General features: G+C 54.0%; 20 protein-coding genes. 1 reads left to right on the plus strand and 19 read right to left on the minus strand.

What is annotated here, in order from left to right; genetic code table 11:
• Positions 1–25 precede the first annotated feature (25 nt).
• The 4 genes from ACIGCM_RS06145 to ACIGCM_RS06160 all read right to left on the minus strand — a co-directional run bounded on the left by ACIGCM_RS06145 (position 26) and on the right by ACIGCM_RS06160 (position 5,230).
• Complete coding sequence (locus ACIGCM_RS06145; RefSeq protein WP_397501166.1) at positions 26–2,266, minus strand: xanthine dehydrogenase family protein molybdopterin-binding subunit; 2,241 nt, start codon at positions 2,264–2,266, stop codon at positions 26–28.
• Positions 2,263–3,258, minus strand: a complete 996-nt coding sequence (locus ACIGCM_RS06150; RefSeq protein WP_397501167.1) for an FAD binding domain-containing protein — start codon at positions 3,256–3,258, stop codon at positions 2,263–2,265. The genes ACIGCM_RS06145 and ACIGCM_RS06150 overlap by 4 nt, the downstream gene beginning before the upstream one ends.
• Entirely contained in the window at positions 3,255–3,935 is a 681-nt protein-coding gene (locus ACIGCM_RS06155; protein WP_397501168.1) for a 2Fe-2S iron-sulfur cluster-binding protein, read from the minus strand. Before ACIGCM_RS06155 ends, ACIGCM_RS06150 begins: the two co-directional genes overlap by 4 nt.
• A gap of 530 nt (positions 3,936–4,465) precedes the next feature.
• A complete protein-coding gene (locus ACIGCM_RS06160; RefSeq protein WP_397501169.1) occupies positions 4,466–5,230 on the minus strand; it encodes a 3-oxoacyl-ACP reductase family protein in 765 nt (254 codons plus the stop codon).
• Positions 5,231–5,350: 120 nt separating this feature from the next.
• Here ACIGCM_RS06160 and ACIGCM_RS06165 point away from each other — a divergent pair, with 120 nt between their 5' ends.
• Entirely contained in the window at positions 5,351–6,271 is a 921-nt protein-coding gene (locus ACIGCM_RS06165; protein ID WP_397501170.1) for a LysR family transcriptional regulator, read from the plus strand.
• Positions 6,272–6,661: 390 nt separating this feature from the next.
• Here the strand turns inward: ACIGCM_RS06165 and ACIGCM_RS06170 are convergent, their stop codons facing one another.
• The 15 genes from ACIGCM_RS06170 to ACIGCM_RS06240 form a co-directional block, all read right to left on the minus strand.
• Entirely contained in the window at positions 6,662–7,885 is a 1,224-nt protein-coding gene (locus tag ACIGCM_RS06170) for a c-type cytochrome (RefSeq protein ID WP_397501171.1), read from the minus strand.
• Positions 7,882–9,645, minus strand: a complete 1,764-nt coding sequence (locus ACIGCM_RS06175) for a GMC family oxidoreductase (protein WP_397501172.1) — start codon at positions 9,643–9,645, stop codon at positions 7,882–7,884. The genes ACIGCM_RS06170 and ACIGCM_RS06175 overlap by 4 nt, the downstream gene beginning before the upstream one ends.
• 5 nt (positions 9,646–9,650) lie before the next feature.
• A complete protein-coding gene (locus ACIGCM_RS06180) occupies positions 9,651–10,397 on the minus strand; it encodes a gluconate 2-dehydrogenase subunit 3 family protein (protein WP_397501173.1) in 747 nt (248 codons plus the stop codon).
• Between the two features lie 800 nt (positions 10,398–11,197).
• The gene (locus ACIGCM_RS06185; RefSeq protein ID WP_397501174.1) at positions 11,198–12,607 is read right to left on the minus strand and encodes a hypothetical protein; all 1,410 of its coding nucleotides are present in this window, start codon (positions 12,605–12,607) and stop codon (positions 11,198–11,200) included.
• Positions 12,601–14,664, minus strand: a complete 2,064-nt coding sequence (locus tag ACIGCM_RS06190) for an N-6 DNA methylase (RefSeq protein WP_397501175.1) — start codon at positions 14,662–14,664, stop codon at positions 12,601–12,603. Before ACIGCM_RS06190 ends, ACIGCM_RS06185 begins: the two co-directional genes overlap by 7 nt.
• Positions 14,665–15,017: 353 nt before the next feature.
• On the minus strand, positions 15,018–15,281 hold the full coding sequence (locus tag ACIGCM_RS06195) for a helix-turn-helix domain-containing protein (RefSeq protein WP_397501176.1): 264 nt from the start codon (positions 15,279–15,281) through the stop codon (positions 15,018–15,020).
• Positions 15,282–15,707: 426 nt separating this feature from the next.
• Positions 15,708–16,040: an HIRAN domain-containing protein gene (locus ACIGCM_RS06200; protein WP_397501177.1), complete on the minus strand. Its 333-nt coding sequence runs from the start codon at positions 16,038–16,040 to the stop codon at positions 15,708–15,710.
• Between the two features lie 851 nt (positions 16,041–16,891).
• Positions 16,892–17,221: a hypothetical protein gene (locus ACIGCM_RS06205; protein ID WP_397501178.1), complete on the minus strand. Its 330-nt coding sequence runs from the start codon at positions 17,219–17,221 to the stop codon at positions 16,892–16,894.
• On the minus strand, positions 17,218–18,051 hold the full coding sequence (locus ACIGCM_RS06210; RefSeq protein ID WP_397501179.1) for a hypothetical protein: 834 nt from the start codon (positions 18,049–18,051) through the stop codon (positions 17,218–17,220). Before ACIGCM_RS06210 ends, ACIGCM_RS06205 begins: the two co-directional genes overlap by 4 nt.
• Before the next feature lie 95 nt (positions 18,052–18,146).
• Positions 18,147–21,059: a DUF927 domain-containing protein gene (locus ACIGCM_RS06215; protein WP_397501180.1), complete on the minus strand. Its 2,913-nt coding sequence runs from the start codon at positions 21,057–21,059 to the stop codon at positions 18,147–18,149.
• The gene (locus tag ACIGCM_RS06220) at positions 21,056–21,328 is read right to left on the minus strand and encodes a DUF3077 domain-containing protein (protein WP_397501181.1); all 273 of its coding nucleotides are present in this window, start codon (positions 21,326–21,328) and stop codon (positions 21,056–21,058) included. The genes ACIGCM_RS06215 and ACIGCM_RS06220 overlap by 4 nt, the downstream gene beginning before the upstream one ends.
• Positions 21,325–21,561, minus strand: coding sequence for a hypothetical protein (locus tag ACIGCM_RS06225; RefSeq protein WP_397501182.1), 237 nt, complete (start codon positions 21,559–21,561; stop codon positions 21,325–21,327). Before ACIGCM_RS06225 ends, ACIGCM_RS06220 begins: the two co-directional genes overlap by 4 nt.
• Positions 21,558–21,731: a hypothetical protein gene (locus tag ACIGCM_RS06230; RefSeq protein WP_397501990.1), complete on the minus strand. Its 174-nt coding sequence runs from the start codon at positions 21,729–21,731 to the stop codon at positions 21,558–21,560. Before ACIGCM_RS06230 ends, ACIGCM_RS06225 begins: the two co-directional genes overlap by 4 nt.
• 383 nt (positions 21,732–22,114) lie before the next feature.
• On the minus strand, positions 22,115–22,447 hold the full coding sequence (locus ACIGCM_RS06235) for a hypothetical protein (RefSeq protein ID WP_397501183.1): 333 nt from the start codon (positions 22,445–22,447) through the stop codon (positions 22,115–22,117).
• Complete coding sequence (locus tag ACIGCM_RS06240) at positions 22,444–22,707, minus strand: helix-turn-helix transcriptional regulator (protein ID WP_397501963.1); 264 nt, start codon at positions 22,705–22,707, stop codon at positions 22,444–22,446. Before ACIGCM_RS06240 ends, ACIGCM_RS06235 begins: the two co-directional genes overlap by 4 nt.
• Positions 22,708–23,365 lie beyond the last annotated feature (658 nt).

The following is a 23,365-nucleotide window of genomic DNA, read 5'->3' on the forward strand; positions in this document are numbered from 1 at the left end:
GGCATCCTGATTCTGTACCTCATTTTCATGACATTGTCTGGCCTTGGCGTGATGCGTCGCTCATCAGTTTTTCAAGGCTGATTGGCAGGTCGCGCACGCGCTTGCCTGTGGCGTGATAGACCGCGTTAGCCACTGCTGCAGCAAGCCCGGTTATACCGATTTCACCAATGCCGCGAGCACCGAACTCGTTGAGGTTATAGTCGGGGTAGTCGAGCAAAATTACATCGATATCAGGCTGGTCGGCATGCACCGGCACCATATATTCGGCGTAGTTGTTGTTCACCGGCATGGCATTGCGTTCGTCATAATCTGTGCTTTCGAACAACGCCATGCCGATGCCCATCACAATAGCCCCCTCGACTTGATTGCGTGCAGTTTTGGCGTTGATGATCTTGCCTACATCAATGGCGCTGACCACACGGGATACGCGCAGCCGAGAAATACCTGGATCCCAGCGAACCTCGACGAAATGGGCTCCGAAGGAGCTGAATGCATGCTTCTCTGAATCGGCCATGCCGGTGTGGCCTTCACCGTCGGCGCTGGCGAGCTTCAAGCTGTTAAGCACCTCGGCAAATGCAATGCTTTTGCCGCCATCCTCGAGCTTGCCGTTATTGACCTTGATATCATCCGGTTCGGCTCCGGCAAGCCCGCCGTCTTCGGTTGCAGCAAAGCCCTTGAGTTGCTTTAGTGCTGCGCGGGTTGCCTCAGCCACAGCGGGCAGAACACTGGCGGTCACCCAGGATCCGCCCGAAACCGGGCCAGGGGGAAATGATGAGTCGCCTAAGTTCACGGCGATTTTTTCCAATGGCAATCCGGTGAGCTCGCTCACGCATTGGGCGATTACCGTGTAGGTGCCGGTGCCGATATCCTGAGCCCCGCAAAAGGCCTCGGCGCTGCCGTCGGCTTTTAGTGAAACCCGGGCTTTGGAAGGTGTACGCATAGCGTCCCAATTGCACTGCGCCATGCCGTAGCCTATGACCTCATGGCCATCGCGCATACTGCCAATCTCAGCTTTACGCTTGGCCCAGCCAAAGCGCTCGGCTCCTTGGCTCAAGGCATCTCGCAGGTGATTGCTGGACCAAGGCAGTTGTTCTTGCTCGTTTTGCTCCGCCCAGTTGAGTTGGCGAAAGGCCAATGGGTCCAGTTGGCACTTTTCAGCTAACTCATCAATCGCAGACTCCAAGGCAAATAAACCCGGAGCCGCGCCAGGCGCACGCATTGATGTGGGCGCGCCGCGATTGACTTTGACCGTGGCGTGGTTGATTTCGACATTGGCGCATGAGTAAAGGCTGGCGCTCATGCCTGCACAATTTTCCACATACTGATCGCCAAATCCTCTGCTGTTCAGCGACTCGTGCCGCAGTGAAAGCAGCTTGCCCTTGGCGTCTGCTGCAAGGCGCATGCGTTGTTGCGTTTCGGGGCGATGACCGACGGTGGTGAACATTTGCGCTCGCGGCACAATCAGTTGCACGGGTCGGCCCACGACCTTGGCGGCAGCGCAGGCAGCCACAGAGTGGGGCCAAACCCATAACTTGCCACCGAAGCCCGAGCCAATAAAGGGGGCTCTGACTTCAACACGTTCGGTGGGCAGGCCAAAAATCTGAGCAAGGGTATTACGGTGTACAACCACTGATTGAGTCGACTCATACACCACCAGTTTGTTGTTTTCCCAGAGCGCGACTGTCGCGTGCATCTCCATTGGGTTGTGGGTCTCAACCGGGGTGGTGTAGGTGGCATCGAGCGTCTGTGCAGCGGAGTCAAATGCTCCTGCAGGGTCGCCGCGTTTGTGGCCTTGCTCGGCATCGGTAGGTTTGCTTTTTTCCAGCCCCTGCTTGATGTTGGCCACAGCAGTGTTGTCGCTGTAGCTGACGTTAACCTTGTAAGCGGCTTCGCGAGCATGTTCAAAGGTGTCAGCAATTACCAGTGCCACAAACTGCCCGGCGTAGCGAATGGCCTGGTCTTCAAAGGGCAGGCGTTGTTCATCAATACGTGAAGACGTGAGTATTTTTTCCACCGAGAACTGCTCGGGCGGTGTGTGGAACGCTGGGGGAAAGTTGCCGTGATGGAGAACGTCGATTACACCTGCGGAGCTTTTCGCCGAGTCGATATCCAGCGCTTTGATCGTGCCGCTGGCAATGGTGCTGTAGACGCCGTAGGCATAAACCATGCCTTGGGGGTGCTGGTCGGCCGAGTACATGGCTTGGCCGGTAACCTTAAGGCGTCCGTCCACTCGCCGTGGTGATGCCCCCATGATTGAGTCGCTCATGCCAAGGCTCCTGTACCAAGGGTTGAAAGGTTACGCACAATGGCCTGCTGCCCGAGGGGGATTTTGTAGGCATTGTGCGAATAGGGCATTGCGCCTTGCAGAGCAAGAGAGGCGGCTTTGCGGAAGTTCTCTGGTGTCGCTGTTGCTCCGCGCAGTGCATCTTCAGCTTCAAGTGCTCGCCACGGCTTGGTTCCCAATCCACCCAATGCAATACGCGCCTCACGGATAGTCTGGCCATCCATCGTCAGGATCACTGCACTGGATGCCAAAGCGAACTGATAGGAGGCGCGATCACGCAGCTTTAAATATCCGGAAGTGTTGTGTGCCAGCGGTGGGGCCAGGGTGACGTGGGTAATCAACTCGTCAGGTTCAAGCGCATGTTCTTTCCAGGGTGTATTTCCTGGCAACAGATGGAAGTCCAAAAAATCGATCTCTCGTTTACCGGACGGGCCTTGCACCTCAACGCTGGCCCCAATTGCGGCCATGGCAACGCACATATCTGAAGGGTGCGTGGCAATGCACTGGTCGCTGGTGCCCAAGACCGCATGCACGCTGCGGTTATGCCCCTCTATGGCAGCACAACCCGAACCGGGGTCGCGCTTGTTGCAGGCAGAGACGCCATCACGGAAATAGTTACAGCGCACTCGCTGCATGACATTGCCAGCGGTGGTCGCTTTGTTGCGCAGTTGGGTCGTTGCCCCTGAAAGCAGCGCCTCAGACAAGACCGCGTAGTCAGTTTTGATGCGTGGATGATTGGCCAGTTGAGTATTGGTAACCATCGCGCCAATTCGAGTTCGGCCATCATCCAAGGTCTCGATTTGATTGAGCGCCAAGCTATGCACATCAATCACTTGGTCGGGCTGCATAATGTCAATTTTGACCAGGTCCAGTAGCGTGGTGCCTCCTGCAAGGAAGGCTGCCGCTGGCTTCTTTGCGTGGCTGGTGATTGCCTGATCAATGCTGGTTGCGCGTGTGTACTCCAAGGCTCTCATGACTGGGCTCCTTGCATTTTTTCACGGGCATCCTGCACGGCAGCCAGAATGTTTTTGTAGGCACCACAGCGGCAGATATTGCCACTCATGGCCTCGCGCACGCTGGCGTCGTCGGCTCCGATATTGGGGTCTTGGATAATCGCGGCGGCAGTCATCATCTGCCCTGAGGTGCAGTAGCCACACTGAAACGCATCATGCTTCCAAAAGGCTTCTTGGATCGGGTGCAATTGGCCGTTTTGCTCAAGCCCCTCAATGGTGGTGATTTCATCCTCGGTATGCATGGCCGCTAACGACAGGCAGCTGTTTACCGGCTGGCCGTTGATGTGCAAGGTACAAGCCCCGCATTGGCCGTGGTCGCAGCCTTTTTTGGTGCCGGTCAGTTGTAAGCGGTCGCGCAGCACGTCAAGCAACACGGCGTTGCCTGGCACGTTAAGCGTATGTTTCTGGCCATTCACATTCAGACTGATGCGCTGCTCACCTTTTGCCAGAGGCTTTTCGCTGTCGTCGATGGGGGATTCCAGCTGTGCCGCTTGAGCCCACATTGGCGCTGTCGCCGCAGCCATGCTTGATATGCCGACAGTACGAAGAAAACTGCGCCTCGAGGGCGTTGCCAACTCTTTGAATAATTGGCCAGGCTTACCGGGTTCAGGCGTGTTTCTTATCGTCGGATCAGTCATTGCTTCGGTCCTCATCGGTATTTAGGTTGTAAATCACGGTGTGGCTTTGCATTAAGCGGACAGCGGGCCGAACCTCTTGAGTCCTGCCTGCGTCGCGTTTTTTCTGTCCAGATACGGCGTCAACCGCTTAGTTAGAGGTTGGCTTGATATTCAGGGCATCTCTGTGGCGCAAGGTAGCCAGTGGCGGGCGGTTAAAACCAAAGCCGCTGAGCCTCAGCGAGCAAGCAAAATAGGCTGCACGTCTATATGTGAGTTTAGATTCGGGCGAGTGTTCACTCTTTTACAGTCGTGGCGAGTGGGTGCCTGTTTCGGCGAATCGGTTGGGAGGAGGGCGATTTGACAAGGGTCGGATTCGGTTAAATGTGGTCTATCACTGAGGCGTTGTTAACACTCGCTGCAACATATGCAGAGACTGCCTTGTGCCGAAGGCACGCCGTGCAGCGTGTTTCCAACCCGACCACGCTCAGGCGTTCATCCAAAAAGCCAAGCCCTGCTGGTACAACTCTGCAGGGCTTTCTGATCGCGATGGTTTAAGCGGCGAAGCCACCGTCAATCGAGAGGCTGGCACCGGTGACATAACCCGCCTCAGGACCGGCAAGGTAGGCCACGAATGCGGCGATTTCTTCGGCGCGGCCGTAACGCTCAATCGCCATCAGACCCTTCATGGTTTCCGCGAAGTCACCGTTTTCCGGGTTCATGTCGGTATCCACCGGCCCCGGCTGCACATTGTTGACCGTGATGCCGCGAGGGCCTAAGTCGCGCGCCATCCCACGCGTCAGCCCGACAATGGCCGACTTGCTCATGGCGTAGACACTGCCGCCTGCGAAGGGCATGCGGTCGGCATTGGTGCTGCCGATGGTGATGATGCGGCCACCTTCGGTCATGTGCCGCGCGGCTTCCTGGCTGGCAACGAAGACGCTGCGTACGTTGACGGCCAGGGTCCGGTCGAAATCTTCCAGGCTGAAATCTTCAATCGGAGCAATCGCCAGCACACCGGCATTGTTTACCAAGATGTCGATGCGTTCGAAGTGGCTCAACGTCTGGCTGACGGCATCACGTACTGCATCAGCGTCGCCGCTATCTGCCTTGATGGCAAGGGCACGGCCGCCGGCTGCTTCGATGCCGCGTACCAGCTCGGCAGCTTTGTCCGCCGCGCTTACATAGGTGATGACCACAGCGGCACCTTCGTGAGCCAGGCGCTTGGCGATGGCGGCACCGATGCCCCGTGAGCCGCCTTGGATTAGGGCGACTTTGCCAGTGAGGTTGTTGCTGCTTGGAGAAGTAATGTTCGACATGCTCGTTGCTCCGATAGAACGGGCGACTTGCCCGGGTGAAACGAGTATCTGCCGCTGATTGCATATTGATAAGCCATCAATCACTCTATTCACTCGATCCTTTTGGTTTATGGTGACGCCATGGAAACGCTCGTAGGTCTCGACTGTTTTGTGCGCAGCGCCGAGGCCGGTAGTTTTGCCGAGGCCGCACGCCGCTTGGGTATAACCCCCGCCGCAGTGGGTAAGAACGTGGCCAAGTTGGAGGCCAGTGTCGGTGTGCGCCTGTTTCAGCGCAGTACCCGCAGCCTGACCCTGACGGAAGCCGGCGAGCGCTTTCTGCTCGAGGTCCGCGGTGGCCTGAGCAGCATTCAGCACGCCGTTGCCAATCTGGCCAGCTCCGCTGGGCAGCCTGCCGGTTCGCTCAAGGTCAGCATGGGCGTCACCTTTGGTCGCGATTACGTCGTGCCGATGCTGGATACTTTTCTGCAGCGCTATCCGGCGATAATCCCCGATTGGCATTTTGATAACAGCCCGGTCGACCTGATCGCTCAAGGTTTCGATGCTGCCATCAGCGGTGCAATGGAGCTATCGCCTGGGGTGGTGGCTCGCAAGTTGGCTCCGGCCCGCCGGGCCCTAGTGGCCTCAGCCGGCTATCTGGATGCTCATCCGTCTGTGGCGGTACCGAGTGACCTGATACAACATGCCGGCATTCTGCTTCGCTCGCCGCAGACGGGGCGGGTCCGCCCCTGGACACTACGCAATCGCAGCAATGCAGAAGCGGCTATCGAACTGCCGGTACGCATTACCATGACCGATCCAGATGCGGCTTGCAGAGCCGCAGAAATGGGACTGGGCATCGCCTTGGTCAGCTTGCCGCACGCCCTGCCTTATCTGGAGCAAGGCAGACTGTTACGGGTGCTGCCCGATTGGTATGTGGATGCGGGTCATATAGCGGTGTACTTTTCCGCGCATAAATTACTGCCGGCGAAAACCCGCGTCTTTGTGGATTGCCTGGTCGAGCATTTCAAATCGCAGCATCTGGCCGAGCGGTTTTCCTGTTAAGCCCGATGCACCTGCGCCAAGTGATGCTTAGGCAAGAGTTAAAGCGAAAGAGATCTTCAGCAAAAAAGAGGATCACACTGTACTTGGTAATTTGCCCGAAGTTATCAACAGACAGAAATATCAGGATGGATGCAAAGCATTAGTGCTCAGGGTATTCGTGGGTTGAGAACAGCTTGTAGCAAGCGCAAAACAGCCCCGCCTGAGTGAACAATACGGGGCTTATTATTTATCATGTTCAATGTCGGGTTAAGCAGACCAGCCGGCTTATCACGCACCCAATCGTTGCGCCTATTTCATCGCCGCTTTGTAGTCAGGCACTCGGCATCTTGCCCAACGATACAATGTCTGGCTTGAGTCCTGCCCCCATTGCGGGGTCAGGACTCAGCGCACTTACTCGGCTAAATCTGCGCGTAAGCTTTTCACGTCAGAACTTGATACCGCAGGCGCTGCGTTGCCCCACGTGTTGCGGATGTAGGTCAGTACGTCGGCGATATTCTCATCACTTAGATTCCAGGCGAACGATGGCATTGCCGGCGCTGTCGGTGCGTCTTCGGTTGCGCCTGCACGGCTACCGGCCAACACCACATGGATCAACGAGGTGGCATCGCTGCTATTAACCAACGGGGCACTCGCAAGTTTTGGGAACAGGTGGGTGATGCCTTCGCCTGAGCCAATGTGGCATGCCGCACAGCGATCCGCATACACCGCCTTACCGGCTACCATTGCGGGCGAGTCTGCGGCCAATGGCTTGGCAGAACTGGCGGGTTGTGCTTCACCCTTGAGGTACACGGCAACCGCCATCAGGTCTGCATCGCTCCAGTGTTGCGAGGAGTTTTCAATCTCTTCAGCCATAGGCCCTGAAGCGATATCGTAACGATTGGCCCCGGTTTTCAGGTATTGAATAAGATCTTCATTGGTCCACTTGCCAATACCGGTATGGGCGTTGGCGGTGATATCTGGCGCGACCCAACCTTGCAGGTTGGCACCCGCGAGAAACTCATCGTTGTTGTCACCGCCAATCAGGTTCTTCGGTGTGTGGCACGTGCCGCAGTGCCCCAGCCCTTCAACGATATAAGCGCCACGGTTCCATTGAGCAGTCTTGTCCGGGTGCGCTTTGAACTCGCCCTGCTCGAAATTCAGCAGGTTCCAGCCAATCAAGCTGGTGCGCACATTGAACGGAAAGGGCAACTGGTTGCTCTCGACTGCGTGGTTAACGGGTTGCAACGTTTGTAAGTACGCCCAGATGGCTTGGTTATCGGCGCGACTAACCTTGGTGTAAGCGGTGAACGGCATTGCGCCGTACAGCCGCTTGCCGCCACGTGCATGGCCAGCGGACATAGTGTTTTGGAAGTCTTCGAAATTCCAGCGGCCAATGCCTGTTTGTGGGTCCGGGGTGATGTTGGCACCCAGCAACGTGCCGAACGGGGTTTCAATCGGCACGCCACCGGCAAACGGTTGCTTGCCCGGTACAGTGTGGCAGGCGGCGCAGTCGCCGACTGTGGCTAGATAGCGGCCTTTTTCCACCATATTGTAAGAATCAGCGCCGCTTGCTGCATGCGCCACATTGAGGCTCAGGCCGATTAGACCGAAGCACAGCCAGAGGGATTTTTTCATACGCTGATCATCTCCCCGGGACGTTGTAGATACAGTCGACGAATAGCATCCGCCGCCTTGAAGGCCAAGGCACCTACTGTGCCGGTCGGGTTATAGCCGGGGTTCTGCGGGAACGCTGATGAGCCGACGACGAACAAGTTCGGTACGCCCCAGACTTGCAGGTGCTTGTTGACCGAGCTGTTCTTCGGATCTGAACCCATGATGAAACCGCCAACGATATGCGAAGACTGATAGGTGAGATTGCCCCACGGGCCTTTGCGGGGCGCTGCGACGATCTCACGTGGATTCATTGATTTAGCAATTTCGGCGACTTTGTTCGTGCAGTACTGCGCCATTCTCAGGTCGTTTTCCGGAAAGTCGAAGGTGATCCTAAGCAGCGGTCGACCATGCGGATCGTTGTAGTTAGGGTCGAGCGACAAGTAGTTGGTGCGCTTCGAGTAGCTAGTGGCTTCACAGCCGATAGACATGGTGCTGAGGTAGTTGTCGACCGTGGCTTTTTTCCATTTCGAGCCCCATCTAGGCGTGCCCGGTGGCACGGGGCGTGAGTCGATCGGTGCAGCGCCTATTGGCGTTACGCGGGTGCTGCCGCCGCCGACAAAACCCAAACCGGAGTGGTCGAAATTGTCGTTATTGAATTCATCGATGCCCATGCCAATAGCACCGCCACCAATGAATGGGTTGAAGTTCTTGTCATCGAAATACAGCTTCACGCTGTTGGCGGTCTGGTACGCATAGTTGCGGCCGGTGGTGCCGGTATTGGTGATCGGGTTGTAGGGCTCACCCACGCCGGAGAGGAGCATCAGGCGCACGTTTTCGAAGATGAACGCCGCCACTACGACGATTTCCGCCGGTTGCTCCCACTCAACGCCGTTGGCGTCGACGTAGTTGATCCCGGTGGCGCGCTTGCCGGTGCTGTCCATGTTGACTTTCAGCACTTCAGAGTTGGTCTTGGCGGTGAAGTTGGGCTTGCGCATCAAGGCCGGCATCACGCTAACAATGGCGCTGGCTTTGGAGTAGTTGCCACACCCGTAGTTGGTGCAGAAACCACAGAAGGTGCAAGGCCCCATGGTTACGCCAAGCTGGTTGGTATAGGCCTGTGATGCCAAGGATGATGGCACCGGGAACGGCTTGTAGCCAAGGTTGCGTGCTGCTTCTGCGAACAGGGTGGGTGCGAAGGTTTGTTCGGTTGGCGGGTTAGGGTATTCGTTGGCACGGGCGCCTTCAAATGGATTACCGCCCTCGACAATGGTGCCTTTGATGTTACCGGCCTTACCGGAAACACCGGCTAAGCGCTCGAACGAGTCGTAGTGTGGCTCCATCTCTTCCCATGTGGTGCCCCAGTCTTGCAGGGTCAACTCCTCGGGAAGCTCTTTGCCATAACGCTCAGTTAAATGACTGTGCAGGCGGAACTCGCTGGGTTGGAAACGAAAAGTAATCCCAGCCCAGTGGTTGCCTGCGCCGCCGACACCATTACCCGGGTGGAACGAGCCCCAGGTGCGCATCGGCAGGGCAGTTTCTGCTGAGCTGTTGCGCATGGTGCAGGTGTTCTGTTTGGTGCGCAGCATCAGTTCCTGGCGGCGGCTGTAACGTAATTCGTCAGTCGCTGAGGCCAGGTTGAAATCACTGGCAGTGTCGCGCCATGGGCCACGTTCGAAACCAATAACATTGAGACCGGTTTCAGCCAGTTGATTAGCGATGATCGAGCCCGCCCAACCAAGGCCAACCACCACGACATCGGTGGCAGGTAGTTTTTTAGCCATGTTGTTTAACCCTTCCTGTTCCATGCGGAGCTGCCGATGATCGAAATCGGCGTGAGGTTTAGCTTCTGGTTATGCATCGCGATGTAGTCGCGGTAGTCATAACGGGCGCCGGGAAAACCGATCATTTTCCACGAGACCATGTCGCGGTTACCGCCGTAGATGGGGTCCGCGAAGAAGCCTTCCATGGTGTTGTCCAACACCTGCTGGAAGAACAATTTGGCGTCGATACCTTCGAGCGCAATCGCACCGTTTTCCAGATCGGTCAGCACCTTGTCACGCTGCTCTGCGGGCAGGGCGCTGAAGGGCTTGTGGAATTGCGCCTGGCAGTACTTACCCAGCCCGGCGATGCCTAAGCGATAACGCTCGCGGGGCACCAAGGGCGACTGGTCAGCTTGCGGTGCGGTGCCGGGGGTGAAGGGGCCCTGCATGTACAAACGGGAAAAATCGCCGTATTCACCGGCCAGTTGGCGGTCGATAAACACAGCGCAGCCTGCGTCTTTGCCGCTGACGCTGAGGTCATCAGCCGGGATCAGTTGCTCAACAATCGCCTCGATCTCCTTGGCCTCTTCAGCGGTAAAGAACTGCCAGCCAGGCGTGTCGTAGTGCATCGGACCGTTGTGGTCGAAGGGCAACCATTTAGGTGTGCCGGTGAGGGTGGCGGCCTGTGCGGTCGCGGCGGCGCCTGCGGCCAAGGTGGTTACTGATGAAACCAACAATTGGCGTCGGGTTAAGCCTTTGGGTTTTTCAGTCATGCGGGACTCCAGGCGGGGTATACGCCTCAGGGGTATGCGCTCAGCACTCTGCCTAGCGTGCTTCGCTCGTTGGGCAGCGTGCGAATTGGCGCTCGTTACCAACGGTAAATTCGAGTGATGGGATAGGTACGGTTTTAATAGCCTTGGCTCTGACGGCCACTGTGCAGTGCAGCAAACGACGGACTGATGTGCTAATCGTTAGCTAGCTACCTTTTATATAATAGCTAGGTTACAAAATGTTTCAACCTTTAAAATCGCGAGATTGAGGCGTCTGCGCAGGAAAACCTGGCCGGTGAAGAGCAAATCGAAGCGAGGGTGAAAAGGCGCCAATGCGTGTCGGCTGTCAGGTGTGGAGTTGAGGTTGTGAAGGGCAAGAGTGGGGCTGTATGGAGATTTGAGCCTCAAATGGGTAAAGGCACAGATTCAGAGATGATTACGCCAAGCACAAAAAAAGCCCCGCCTGATGATTCAGTGCGGGGCTTTCGTCAATATATGGCGCAGCAGGCGGGATTCGAACCCACGACCCCTGCCTTCGGAGTCCTAAAAGTCGGCGTTTAGAATCAATACGTTAGCGCGGGTTAGCTGGGAAATCAAAGGGTTGTGATAGCTGAGGTTAGCGGGTTTTCGCTCAGGGCCGCAGGGTGAGTGTGGCAGATAGACGCTTCGTGCATTCCTAGGAGGGGACTTGGTCCATCCTTGGAACCTTTAATAGCTGCGGAAAGCGAGGTGCGAAACCAGGTGAGAAACACTGTATTGAACAGATAGTCACAACTTTTATAGCTGCCCTACTTGCCAACCACCTATGCCCCCCAGACTTTGGTGTTGAAGTCATTCATCGCATGCTCTTCCAGTAAGAAAGCCTGATACCGCTTTTCGTTGGCTTCGAGCACTAAACTGCCGATTTCTTTCATGAAGGATTCATCAAGAATAGGTAGGACGACTTCTGCCAAATGATGATCTTCAATATGCTGAACAACCGCACCATATGCATAGGACTTAACCAGTGTGCGGCCATAATCGCATGACAGCCATGCGTACAGATAACCAGCCATCCACTTGTCAGTTGCAATAACTCGAATAATATCGTGAGTCATCGTCCAACCATCCCAGTGCTTAGGAACAATGTTAGCGTTACCCACTGTACCACTACACGTTAAAAGAACCATATTCTCATGGATTGTTAGCTCATCAATTCTGTCAGCATGACAGTCAGAGGAAATATATTTTTTGTCGGTCGGGTTTAGTTCGCCAATATCTTTCCCGCTAAAAAAAGGAACACCATAACCCTCTTCAACATAAATTCGTTTGAATTGTCCCGGCAAAATAATCTTCTTGCTAACCCTGGCAGCACCAACGGTTGTAACTTCTTTCGTGTGCTTTGAAAGCAATAGCTCAATGGTTGTAGCAATAGGGTTATAACGGGATGCGTCTATTCGATCATCAAGCGTAACTTCGAAGCAAAAAACATCAAAACCATTTGTGAGTTCGCCGGCTCTCTTTTTACGTAAATCATCAATGGGTGGCAAATCCAATACATTCAGAAGTTTCTTGCGGGCCGACACCATCAATTCATTGGAATCGTCACGAAGCTTGAACGACTTCAGAATCGCCTCATTAATGGACTCCACAATTGATGCTTCAGCGATGGGCACTTCAACATCGGCAAGGTGTTCCGGCTCAATGTGTTTGATCACTGCGCCGTAACTGTGGGAGACCACAGCCTGTTTACCTCGCTTAGTTTTAAGAAAAGCATAGATATAACCTGATCCAACCGGGCTAGATTCGTGAGTATCCATACGAATCAAATCATGGCTAAAGACAGCTCCATCTAAGGTTTTTCCAACTATTGAAGCGTCTCCAACGGTTCCGGAACATGTTAGGAGAATCTGCCCTTTCTTGACGCAAAGAGGGGCCATTTGAGATGCACTACTTTTTGCCAGAAGGCGTGCCGGCTCTGGATTGATTTCGCATATTTGTGACGGCTGGTAGAACGGTAATCCGTCGAAATCCACGTATGGCCTTTTAAAACGTGGCTTATGTCCGGATTTGGTTAAACCGCCAGCGCCAGCCAGAGGGAGTGTCGGCCAAAGTTGTGTGCTCCCAATTCCACAAAAATAGGAACCGGCATCAAGCCTGCCACCAGCCTGATAAATTTGTCGATCTGACACCTCGGTAACACGCAAGCCTGGAAAGGAAAAGGGAGTCACCATGACAACCCCTCCTTCTCCTTCCACTTGTCAAATGCTAGAGCAATAAGGGGAGCTTGATCATCGATGACTCGTTCCATGCGAGCCTCCACTCTAGTTCCCCCATCTTCATCCTTTACAACTTCTTCGACATTCACAAGGATGTCGTTACCGTGATCATCTCGCTTAAAGATAGTATTGCCACGTTTGTCATGGCCCACTTTATCGGCAATTGCCATGAAGGTTTTTTGAGAAACAATGCCATCTTGCAAGGCTTGTAGTTTCTCTGCATCGGTTTTCTTCTGCACTATCAGAATGGATGTTTGAACGCCCGTATGCGGCTGAAAAGCATCTTGGTGCAGATCAACGCTGGCATAAACGGTGGTCTCCTGACGAATCCATTGCCGGATATAGCCCAGCCCTGGTGAACCCAAAATACTGTCCGGAAGAACAATCCCCATACGTCCACCCGGGCGCAAGAATTGAATGCAACGCTCGATGAAAAGCTGTTCAGGCGGAACGCTTTTTTGGAGGCGATCCGTAATCGTCCATTTCCCGCCTTTGGTGCTGGGCTTATCCCAAATACGCGCCAAGTCGTACTGTCCAAGTATGGATTGATCCATAACAGGAATCTTGCTGCCAAATGGAGGGTTGGTAACAATCACATCAAACTTCGCAAGGTCCTTCCACGATGACAGGTCATCCGCCTTGATGTCTGACTCTTCATGACGCCTTCCAAGATTTAACGACTTTGCAAGTGCCTCACGAAAATCTATAGACCACTGATGAGGTGGTAACAATGAATTTTCGGACAGCATGTTGCCGCTGCCGTCATTGTTCATAACCATGTTCATTTTTGCGGCTTTAGCCAATTCTGGCGCGATATCAAATCCAAAAAAACATCGTTCTGCAATTTCCTTAATCCCATCACGATAGGCATTCCAGTGATCTTGATCCCATTCGTCTTTTGACAATCCAGTTGATTCAAAATGTAAAGTGTCGATTGCTTTTATAGCATGCAGGAGTGCTGAAACAACAAAACCGCCCGTCCCGCAGGAAGGATCAAGTACACGCTCCCAAACCCCTTCCGAAATCATGCGGGGATTAACCATATGAACAGTCATTTCCATAAAGTTGCGGGGAGTAAAAAACTGTCCCCGGTCCCCTTTGAGGTTGCTGCCCACAATTTCTTCGTAGGCTTTCCCTTTTATATCGATATTCGTTTTAAGCAAACTATAGCTATGAAGCTCTGACACGACGCGGACCAAGCTCGTGGGTTTCAAGTCTATCCCCTCTGATACTGGAAAAATCGTTGGGAATTTGACTTTTACACGCGCAAAAATATCCAAGATACGTTTCTTGCAGGCAATTTGCCCGTCCGGGTCGTTCAGTTCTGCAGCATCCACATAGAACTGCAGAGCCTTTACGCCTTTTTCATCCTCAATCTTGCAAAAAATGATTTTCAGAAGCTCAAAGAATGATTTTTCTTTCTGAAACCCATCTGTCACATGGATATGATTGTGACAAGCCTTAAAGGCATACAACAAAACATCTCCTAGTGCTTTTTCAAGCTTTTGACGGCTTAGTCCAGCCTTTTTACCGCTTGCCAACGGCATATCGGTGTCTTCAACAAACTCCACACGCCCGTTTTTCTCCGTTCGGAGCCATACTTCGCGGTGTTTGCCATTGGTCCAAAGCCCCCACTTTGCATTTGGACAAACCGACATGTAGCTCTTCAACTGCTCAACACCTTCTTTTTTGTCAGAAGGTGAGGTCGTTTCCTTTTTACACTCAATTATCCCGTAAACATTCTCTTGGATGTGGGCAACGCCATCATCAAATACCGCTATATCAAGGCGAGGCTTACTTGATCCGGACTTAATCCCAAATTCAACCTTGAGTCTGCCTTTTGGATAGCCCATTGAATTAACCAAACGTTTCGCAATATTTTGACGCACATGCTCTTCAGGCTTATCAGCTCGTAGTGTCTTACCGTCTATGAAGTCGAGAATCTTGTCATCCGGAATCGCAAGCCTGACATTTCCTTGATCGTGGTTTTGGCTAATAGTTAAATCTGTCATGGCATACCTATTTGATTTTTGATGCCGCAAATAATGCCGCATTGTTTCTATTCACTAAGAGTCAGATCAGCGTATCTATGATCCCAGCCCGAGAGGTCTCAAGCTTATCGCGTGACTTTTCTTGTTTTCTACACTATCGCCCCTAAGCGACTGGTTGATAATTCACAGGCGCAAATTTTGTTGTAAGGGGATCCTGAGACCATTCGAGGTACTTGCATTAGACCGGGCTGCGATCCTAGCCGCGGTCTCTGCTCAGCATGCAAGAAATGCGGAGTACCGTTGAATGTGGTTGTCAGCATTGCGATGTGAAAGCCCCAGCAAGATGCGTCGGTGAGATAGCACTTAATCCAATATCAGTTTTGAGCATTGACTTTGTCGTTTATAGCTTGCTCGTAGGCTCTTGTGAAACTCGCAAGATCTGTTTTAAGAGCGATACAAAGATCCCGTAGTTGGACGATATCTAGCCGCCTCACACCACGCTCCACATCGCTCATAAAGGACTGCGGTCGACCCAGTGCTTCAGAGCACTGAGCCTGAGTCATTCCAGATTCGAGGCGCAAGCGCTTTAGCTCTTGAAGAAAAATCTCGTGCTCACGTCGATAAATAGCTTTGGTCATAGCCGCGCGTCAGATCAGAACGGGCTGCCAAGCTATATCTGCTTTTAAGATATCTGATTTTCAGATAATTTGCCTTAAGTATTGAGAGAGGGTGAAAAATGAGGCCTGTATGGGAGCTGTTGCGAGCGATGTGTGCTGTCGGGAGCGGCGCTTTTGCTGATTGTCTTGGTGCTGTGTGGGTTCAACCTAGCGTTCTTTCTAGGTATCAGCAGCGGTACTGATCCGGCTGTGCGCTGGTTGTTCTGGGCATTGGTCTTGTATTTCGTCTGCGGGGGTTGGCTGTTTGTGTGGGTCGATCAGCGCTATGGGGGCAAGCTGAAACGCCTAGCCGCAGGGTTCCAGGCTCAAGGCTTCAGACCGCAGGTCGAGGCGTTTGCGAAGATGAGAGGTATTAGTAGGGGCTTTTCTTCTGAGTTAGTCCGGCGCTCACCAGTCAGTCACAACCTGTACAGAAACTCTTGGGTGCTCTCTATCCGTATACATACTTTTGACTTTTGCAGATACGATGCGGCCGCCCTCATGCATCTTGCGTCTAAAAAATGCAGCCTTATCACGTTTAATGTAACCAATCTGCACCTCCGTTTTCATGAAGAGGGTGAACCAAGCGCGAACATCGATATAAACAGCAATAGCATTTTCGTCATACTGATTGTTCGGCTCTGGAACTAACCTGATTGGCATCCCAGGTTTGACTGCAAGTCTTATCCGCGCGGCCCGTCCCTCGAACCCAGTGCCGGCCACGATCACGCTATATTCCATAAAGTGCCCCAAGATATCGACGGCCAGAAATAGCAGGATAGACACAAACTCAAGTAGGTAAGGTCATTGCTGATTGAGAGGGGTTTTCGGTAAATACAAAAAAAGCCCCGCCTGATGATTCAGTGCGGGGCTTTCGTCAATATATGGCGCACCAGGCGTTCTTCAAACTAGAACTGTAAGTGGCTGTATAGTAAGGAAATCTCAAATAGATTTTAGATCTGGCATACAAGCTGGCATACACGGTGCTGGCTGCTGCGGTGCTTTTTGGTTATTTAAGGTAATTACCGGATGGGTACTGTCGGTGATCTTTTCACGGCTTCAGCTATTGAGTTGAGCCCATCAGATGATCTGAGGGTAGGGGCATTCGATACACTGATTCGAGTGTGTGTACCTCAAGGTTTGATGATGGAGTTAACCGGGTTAACCCAGTTAACCAGTTCACTAACTTTCAGACCCAGCCACTAACTCAGAAACACGGTTCGAATTACCCTTAACTCGGATATCTCTCTAGGGGCCCCCGGTGCATTTGGCCGGCTACCACCCAAGCACAGACCTGTCTGACTACCCGACGGCGGCGAGATACTCTCCGCTGATCGCCCTCACTCCAACGGGGCGTTGGGGGAGTGCGTAACCGTATCCCTCTAAAGTCTGGTGTAAGTGGTGTGTAAAGTGTAATCGAATCGCTACAGGCCAATGGATACGGGACTTGTAGCGATATTACACAATTGCTTATAGCCCCATACACCAGTGTAAAAATACACCAAAGGTGTAATGCGCCTGGCATTTGCATGGGCAATAAAAAACCGCTGGCGACTTACACCAGCGGTTGAGTTTGCAGCGGTTGCGTTGGGTTACACGTACCAGTCCAGCCCTAGGTTATGAGCGACCTCAAGCTTGCCGAGGTCGTCCACTACAGGTGTTTCAAATGCTTCCATCTGCTGGGTGGTTACACCCTCATGAGCGTACATCTTCATCGTTTCGTATGTGCGCTCAGGGTAGTGATGACCGAGTACACGTACAGCCCAACTGGCACGTTCTGCATTAGCCAGTGGTTGGATGATCCCGCGCTTCTCGTGGATGTGCACCCATGCCACAACAACGTAATACACAACCAAACCTGCAGACTTACCAAAGCCGCCGTTTAGTCGTTTGCCGCTGCCAATGGTGCTCTGGCGTCTCACGCCGCTTTACTTCTGGCGACCCTAAGAAGGGCATCATGTGTAATGGAGCGATTACCCGGCGCGAAGGTTGGGATGTTCAGCCGAGTCAGCGGCCACTGTACATTTTGTTTTGCCAACTCCACACCAATGGCTTGAAGGGCTTCAGATGCTTCATCCCATTGAGCGCCTAGCTTGGTGCAAATCGCACTGCGCTCAGCACTCGACGCCTCACTTTCTTCTTGGCGCGCCGTCGTCAGCAGTTCCTCTAAGGCAGCGGACTCCGATTCCAGTGCACGAATCAGTGGCTGGTTATGCTCGCGCTTTTCTGTGGCCAGGCGAGCCGACATGATGGCCTCATCCATTTTGACCTGAGCCGCCTTGCTGGCTTTGTTATCACCGCTGGCAGTTGCTTTAGCCATGAGCTCAGCGGCTTCCTGCTCAGCCAAGCGTGCTTGCTCATCAGCCAGCTCTTCATCGTGATGAATCTGTTCAAGCCTTTCAGCAATGCGTTGAGTGCTGGTGAGTAAACGCTCCACACGTTCGTGCGCCTCCTGCTTTTTTAAGTTGGCTTGATCGATATTTTGCTCCGTCACCGCGAGCAACTCGAGATAGGCAATCTTTTGATCGAGGCTTTTAACTTCACTGATAATGCTGTCCACGCGCCCCTCTGCATCCATTCGGATTTGAGTCGCTCTATCGCCTTCTGGTGTGGAAACAGGGTTGCCCAGAAAATTCCAATTCAGAGGTGCGGTACGTTCAATCTCCAGCAATTCTGGAAGTTGCGCATTCAGCTCTTCTTGCTCCGCGAGAAGGGCAGTACGGGTTTGCTGCATAGCGTTAAGGTCTTTCATGGTGTTACTCCAATTCGATAACATAATAGGGTTGGTATATCCATGGGCTGGCCAGACCCGAAGGTGCCGGCTGCTCTCCTGTATGAGCCAAGCCGCTAGGCAACCTCGGCGTTTAAGGCTTCATGCTTGTCAGAGAGAAGCGCGGCCGCTGCCACCACATAGGCGCGCACGCTGGACATACCCGGCATAGTCACAACCTGTGCAGCCTTGCCCTTTGGGTCCGGCTGCAAAATGCCCCGGGCGATTAGCTCCCGGTTAACGGTGCGCAGGTTCATGCCCTTGAACACATCGTCACGCCATGCCGTCGATAGGAAGTAATAAGTAACTGTGGTGTACAGCGCATCGCCGTAGCTGTGATCGAGCGTGCGCCGAAAGCCCAAGCGATCTGTGGTGCGCGGTGCGTGATCATCCGTCTTTGCAGCAACACCATCCCACCGGGTAAAGCGGCTTTCGCCGTAGCGCTCAACAACCAGGCGCAGGCGTGCGACGATGGCGTCACCTTCCAAGTTGCCTGCTCCACCACGCTCAGCGAGCCACGCGGCAAAGCACACCTTGGCTGAAGCTATCGCTGTGCCGTCCGGCCAATCCGTCACCCCTAATGCGGTGGCCAACTCGCCAGCCGCGGCTACCAGTGCGAAGCGAGCGGCTGCACGGTGAGCCTGTCCGCTGGAACTGGCGGGCAAAGCTTCTGTAGCAAAGCGTTCAACGGTGCTGCGCAGAATCGCGGTGTAACCCAGTAGCTCACCGGGCATGCACAGCGCATTGAGAAAGGCTAACAAGGGTGTGCCGTAGAACCGTTTAACCCTTGCCTGCAGAGCGTCCGAAAGCGCCGCACCACTTTCAAAGTGATGCAGTGTGTCGAACAGTCCAAAGCCTTGGCCTGCATCCGCGTGCATGGCGAGCATGCGTACATCCATACCGGCTTTGAGTTCCCGACCTGCTTCAGCCATAGTTTCGGCTAAAGTCTTTTCACCGCTCGACACAAACAGTAGTCGCCATTCCTGCACCGGCTTGCCTGACTGGCCACGGTCATTGGCGCGAGCCTTACCGGTGCCGTTGCCAAGCATGTACACCGTTTCGCCAACAATGCGCGGGTCGCACTGGCTGATTTCATCGAGTACCAACAACCCATCAGAGTGCGCAGATGCGATCGATTCCAAAGCGTTGTCGGTGGATCTCCATGAGCGTTCGAAGGCGGGCGGGCCGTACACCGAGCAGGCAACACGCCCTGTGGTGCTCTTACCGCTGGAGCTGACACCGTGAAAGTGAAAGCCGCCTGATTCTTGCCCCATCAGGTGCAGCAGTGGCCCGGCAAACGCTGTGCTGGCTGCAAAGGCGAGGCGGTGGTTACCAATGCACAGGGCACCTATCTGCTGTTGCCATTGCTCCAATGTGCCCGCTTGGCTGATCGGCGGTAGCGCCGCACCTGCCTCATAAAAATGCAGGTGTTCGTTGCTGTGGCCGATCTGTCGGTCTGGCAGTAAATACGCATCACCATGCCAGCCTAAACGTGTGACTAAGCGGGCCCGCTCGGTGCTGTCATAACCTTGCAAATAGCTCTGCAAGTCATTGCGCGAGTTACGAGCGGCGCGGGCAGGTGCGAGCCGAAGGCCCATGTTGACCAGTGGTCCGAGTACTTCTTTGCCAAAGTCACCAGCCATGCTGCTGGCTGAAATGTTAAAGCGTTTTTTGTCGCCGTCAGGATCTTCAAACTCAACCAGTAAGCCCCAGTTCTGGCCCTTGTTGTCGCGGGTTCTGGCAAGGATAACCAGGCGAGAACACACCGGGCGTGATTCGCCATCTTCACCGGCATAAACCACACCGTCTGCTGTGACACGAAAGCCACTTGGCAAGGTTTCTGACTTTGGTTTGCGTGGCGCTTTGCGAGCACTGACAGGTGTTTTGGCTACGTGCTTTTCGCCAGTTTCAACAGGTACAACACATTGCGCATCAGGCACCAAGGCGAACAGCTCCCCGGTGCGTTCAAGCTCTGCCAAATGAGCAATGGTCCAACCGCTGGCCGCCGCGTCGGCAGCATCGTTCCCTTCGGCCCAATGATCCCCTTTTGAGAAGGTCGGTTTATCACCCTTAAGGCCGGGGCGCTGCTGCAGTGCTGTCAGCGCAACTGTGTTTACAGATGCTGCTCCAAGCTTAAGTAAGTGCTCAGCCAATGCGTCCATGCACTTAAGGCCCGGTGCATCATTGTCAGGCCACAACAACACCTCACGCCCAGCGAGCGGCGTAAAGTTAGCTTTGTGCCAAGAGTTCGTGCCGTTGGGCCAGCAAGTAGCGACGTAGTGTGGCATCAGTTCAGCAGCGGCGTCGGCAGCCTTCTCACCTTCACACATCACAACAGGGTCAGAAGGGCGCTTGGCCAGCTCATCGAGGCGCAGTAAAGGACGAGGGTCGGGCACGCCCTGCCAGCGCCATTGGTGTACGTCGCTGTCAGCTTTTTTGCACCAAGTCAAAGGCGCAAACACCTTGCGCGTCGTACCGCTTTCATCCGGTCCAACGTCGAAGCGATACAGCACAAACAGCGGGCGTGAATCAGCGTCTTTATAGACCCATACCTTTGACGGCTTACCGTGCTGGCGATGCTTGTGTGGACACTTGCTCATCGCCTCATCAGGTATGGGCTGAACTGGCATCCACTCGGGCGTTTTAGCTTGCTTTGCAGCAGGTGCAGGTTCACTGCCAGCGGTGACATTCAGGAAGTCAGCCAGCTTGTTACAGGCTTCGATATCCGTGCCGCCGTCGAGGTAGCGCACCAGGTCAATTAAGTCGCCTCCCTTGTCTCCGGTGGCGAAGTCCGACCACGTGCCTTTGGCCAGGTTAACTTTGAATGACCCTGCATGCTTATCAGCGCGCAGTGGATTGGGTGCGGTGTATTCCCGGTTTCTGTCTACGCGCTTACCACCGGGCAACCAGTGCGCTAACACGCGATCAATTGAGCGTAATGCCGCCGCCTTTACCTCGGCGAAGCTTGGACGCTTTTTAGAGGTAGTCATTGGCTGGCCTCCTTGCGAAGCGTGCCGGACACGCAGGCATCAATCAAACCCTTAGCCAATTCGTTCAGGTACTGAATGGCGTATGCATCCACTGGCTGCGCGTTGCCATCGCCGATGGATGCGCTGAGGCTATCTACACAGGCAAGAATGCAGGACGCATGCTCAAGGGCATCAGTGACCGATACGCCTTCATTGACTGAGAGCAAAGGGCCTGTAGGCAGTTGGCAGAAAAGTTCTTGGCGAGTGGTAACAGCTAAAAGCGAACTCATGATTGCACCTCGCCGTTGAGAGCGGAGGCTTCAGCACGCAGTTGCTCAGCATCAACGTCAAGCATGTTCGCCCAGTCTTCGGCGATGTAACGTCCGGCTCGGGCAACTGCTGCAGCGTTGACTTGATCGAGTTTTGAAATCGCTGAAAAGAGTCCGGTCAAAATGGCCAGCGCGTCACTGGCACCAGTAAGTTCTGATTCGCAGTCTTGGATTGTTTTGAGGTGCGGATTCATTGCGCACCCCCTTTGGCTTCCAAGGCGCGAGCTCGACGCATGGCTTCGTTGTAACGGGCGAGGCGAACAGATAGAGATGAGTCAGCGTGTAGCGCGGAAATAGCGCGGGCTTTCAGTGCGGCGATGTGTTGTTGAAATGAAGGCGGATTTGGGGCGTGCAAATGCTTCATAAGTGGTGCTCCTACTGTTGTGGAGCTGCCACGAACCGTCGCCAAACGATTATGGGTGGCAGCTGTGCGCAGGTTGGCGAACCGGGACAGTAGGCACCCGGCATACCCGAAGGTATCCCACGCACAGCCGCCATAACACGTCGCTGCGGGCACAAAAAAAGCGCCTGCTGCTGTATATGGGGCGCTTGTGCGCCTACTGAAGTTCGGGTCGCCAAACCCGGTCGCTGATTTTGCAGCGACGACACGACCATAGCGCAGCATTTCTCGTTGCGCAAGACCGGATCGAGCAGGCAGGGGTTGTTTAATCGCTGTTGTGAGCATAAATTGGACGCACATATTGCTTCACCTCTAAACGCCTCCGGTTGCAGCCGGGGGCGTTTTTGTTAGTGGACGACGGCAGGCGGGTGCTCAAGCTTGAGCCAGGTCAAATGCTTGCCAGCGGCAGCTTTTCGGTGCATTTGCTCGATGAGCTCAGGGTTGGCCATCACATTGGGAATGAGCTGCCTCGCATCGTTGATATGCACGTCAGCCGGAACCTCAATCGCCAGCATTCCCCAATCAAGCGTTGGCCAGATCAACAGCAATACATGAGCCCCGCGATTCCCGGCTTGGACGCGTAACGTCTGCAGGTGACTAAGTCGTTTCCTCGCAGGTGCCGCCGGGCCCAACTCATGAAGGCGATCTAAAGCGGTATGCGGAAGAAAGAGAGGCGTCATGCTGCGTTTCTCCCGCGCGCTGCAATCCGCGTCCGTATCCACTCCTGAACTTCCCCCAGCACCCAAGCAACAGGAGCGCCGCGTGCAGTGCTGTTGCTCAACTTTACCGGTAGGGGAAAGTCGCTCTCAGGCTGGCTCATCAGCTTGTAAATCGTTGGCCGGGCGAGCCCGACGATAGCGACTACGTCATTAATACGAATCAGGGTTGTAGCCGGGTCAAATTGAGGCGGTGCTACAGAGTCGGCACGGAGCGGTTTGATATTGCAGACAAGTGCGACTGGAGGATATGACAGGCTGTTGGCCGAGGACGTGGCGGTTGCGTCTTGGGGGTTGAGGGAGAGAGGGGCTCTCTCTAGAGGTCGAGTCTTGGTGGTCATCAGTAGTGGTCCTGCTCGTGATTGAGACAGGACAAAGGTTACGGATCGAAAAAAAAGCAGACTCAGTACTTTTTCTTGAGGTCGCGAATAAATTCCGGTGGTGGTCGTGAGGTCGTCAGTGCGCAACCGGTGAAATGTGCCCCGCCGAACCGTGGCATCTATCGGCTCAAAGGGTGTAAAACGCTAAGCCAAAATCTAAGTGTGCACGTCTACGCCAAATCTGAATTTATCGGTAAATCAGTAGATACGGATTTTGCGTAGAAACGCATTTTTAGACCGACTTTTGGTCTTTGATGCCTATGAAAACGTTTACACTGCCTAGGTTAAAAGCAGCCTGTGTAGGTCAAGCTACTCTTCCATATGATGAGCAAGGGATAGTCAACAGGGTAATGCACAACTCTGTAGTAGCTTTGCGTAGCGTGGCCGCGACAGCTAAAATAACCATCGCGGCTTGCGGTGATTCTGTAAAGGGTATTGATTTGCGCAGCTGAGCGAGAAATCCATCTGCGAGCTTATCTACAGCCAAATGCGGAACAATAAT

This window comes from Pseudomonas sp. NPDC078700, assembly GCF_044542375.1.
Lineage (GTDB): Bacteria > Pseudomonadota > Gammaproteobacteria > Pseudomonadales > Pseudomonadaceae > Aquipseudomonas.

What these genes read in the sequence shown, in the direction of transcription:
- ACIGCM_RS06170 (WP_397501171.1), bottom strand. Translation starts at nt 7,885, where the DNA reads ATGAAAAAATCCCTCTGGCTGTGCTTCGGTCTAATCGGCCTGAGCCTC.
- ACIGCM_RS06230 (WP_397501990.1), bottom strand. Translation starts at nt 21,731, where the DNA reads ATGAAGCATTTGCACGCCCCAAATCCGCCTTCATTTCAACAACACATC.
- ACIGCM_RS06175 (WP_397501172.1), bottom strand. Translation starts at nt 9,645, where the DNA reads ATGGCTAAAAAACTACCTGCCACCGATGTCGTGGTGGTTGGCCTTGGT.
- ACIGCM_RS06210 (WP_397501179.1), bottom strand. Translation starts at nt 18,051, where the DNA reads ATGAAAGACCTTAACGCTATGCAGCAAACCCGTACTGCCCTTCTCGCG.
- ACIGCM_RS06200 (WP_397501177.1), bottom strand. Translation starts at nt 16,040, where the DNA reads ATGGAATATAGCGTGATCGTGGCCGGCACTGGGTTCGAGGGACGGGCC.
- ACIGCM_RS06160 (WP_397501169.1), bottom strand. Translation starts at nt 5,230, where the DNA reads ATGTCGAACATTACTTCTCCAAGCAGCAACAACCTCACTGGCAAAGTC.
- ACIGCM_RS06195 (WP_397501176.1), bottom strand. Translation starts at nt 15,281, where the DNA reads ATGACCAAAGCTATTTATCGACGTGAGCACGAGATTTTTCTTCAAGAG.
- ACIGCM_RS06190 (WP_397501175.1), bottom strand. Translation starts at nt 14,664, where the DNA reads ATGACAGATTTAACTATTAGCCAAAACCACGATCAAGGAAATGTCAGG.
- ACIGCM_RS06220 (WP_397501181.1), bottom strand. Translation starts at nt 21,328, where the DNA reads ATGAGTTCGCTTTTAGCTGTTACCACTCGCCAAGAACTTTTCTGCCAA.
- ACIGCM_RS06145 (WP_397501166.1), bottom strand. Translation starts at nt 2,266, where the DNA reads ATGAGCGACTCAATCATGGGGGCATCACCACGGCGAGTGGACGGACGC.
- ACIGCM_RS06165 (WP_397501170.1), top strand. Translation starts at nt 5,351, where the DNA reads ATGGAAACGCTCGTAGGTCTCGACTGTTTTGTGCGCAGCGCCGAGGCC.
- ACIGCM_RS06185 (WP_397501174.1), bottom strand. Translation starts at nt 12,607, where the DNA reads ATGGTGACTCCCTTTTCCTTTCCAGGCTTGCGTGTTACCGAGGTGTCA.
- ACIGCM_RS06215 (WP_397501180.1), bottom strand. Translation starts at nt 21,059, where the DNA reads ATGACTACCTCTAAAAAGCGTCCAAGCTTCGCCGAGGTAAAGGCGGCG.
- ACIGCM_RS06235 (WP_397501183.1), bottom strand. Translation starts at nt 22,447, where the DNA reads ATGACGCCTCTCTTTCTTCCGCATACCGCTTTAGATCGCCTTCATGAG.
- ACIGCM_RS06225 (WP_397501182.1), bottom strand. Translation starts at nt 21,561, where the DNA reads ATGAATCCGCACCTCAAAACAATCCAAGACTGCGAATCAGAACTTACT.
- ACIGCM_RS06180 (WP_397501173.1), bottom strand. Translation starts at nt 10,397, where the DNA reads ATGACTGAAAAACCCAAAGGCTTAACCCGACGCCAATTGTTGGTTTCA.
- ACIGCM_RS06150 (WP_397501167.1), bottom strand. Translation starts at nt 3,258, where the DNA reads ATGAGAGCCTTGGAGTACACACGCGCAACCAGCATTGATCAGGCAATC.
- ACIGCM_RS06155 (WP_397501168.1), bottom strand. Translation starts at nt 3,935, where the DNA reads ATGACTGATCCGACGATAAGAAACACGCCTGAACCCGGTAAGCCTGGC.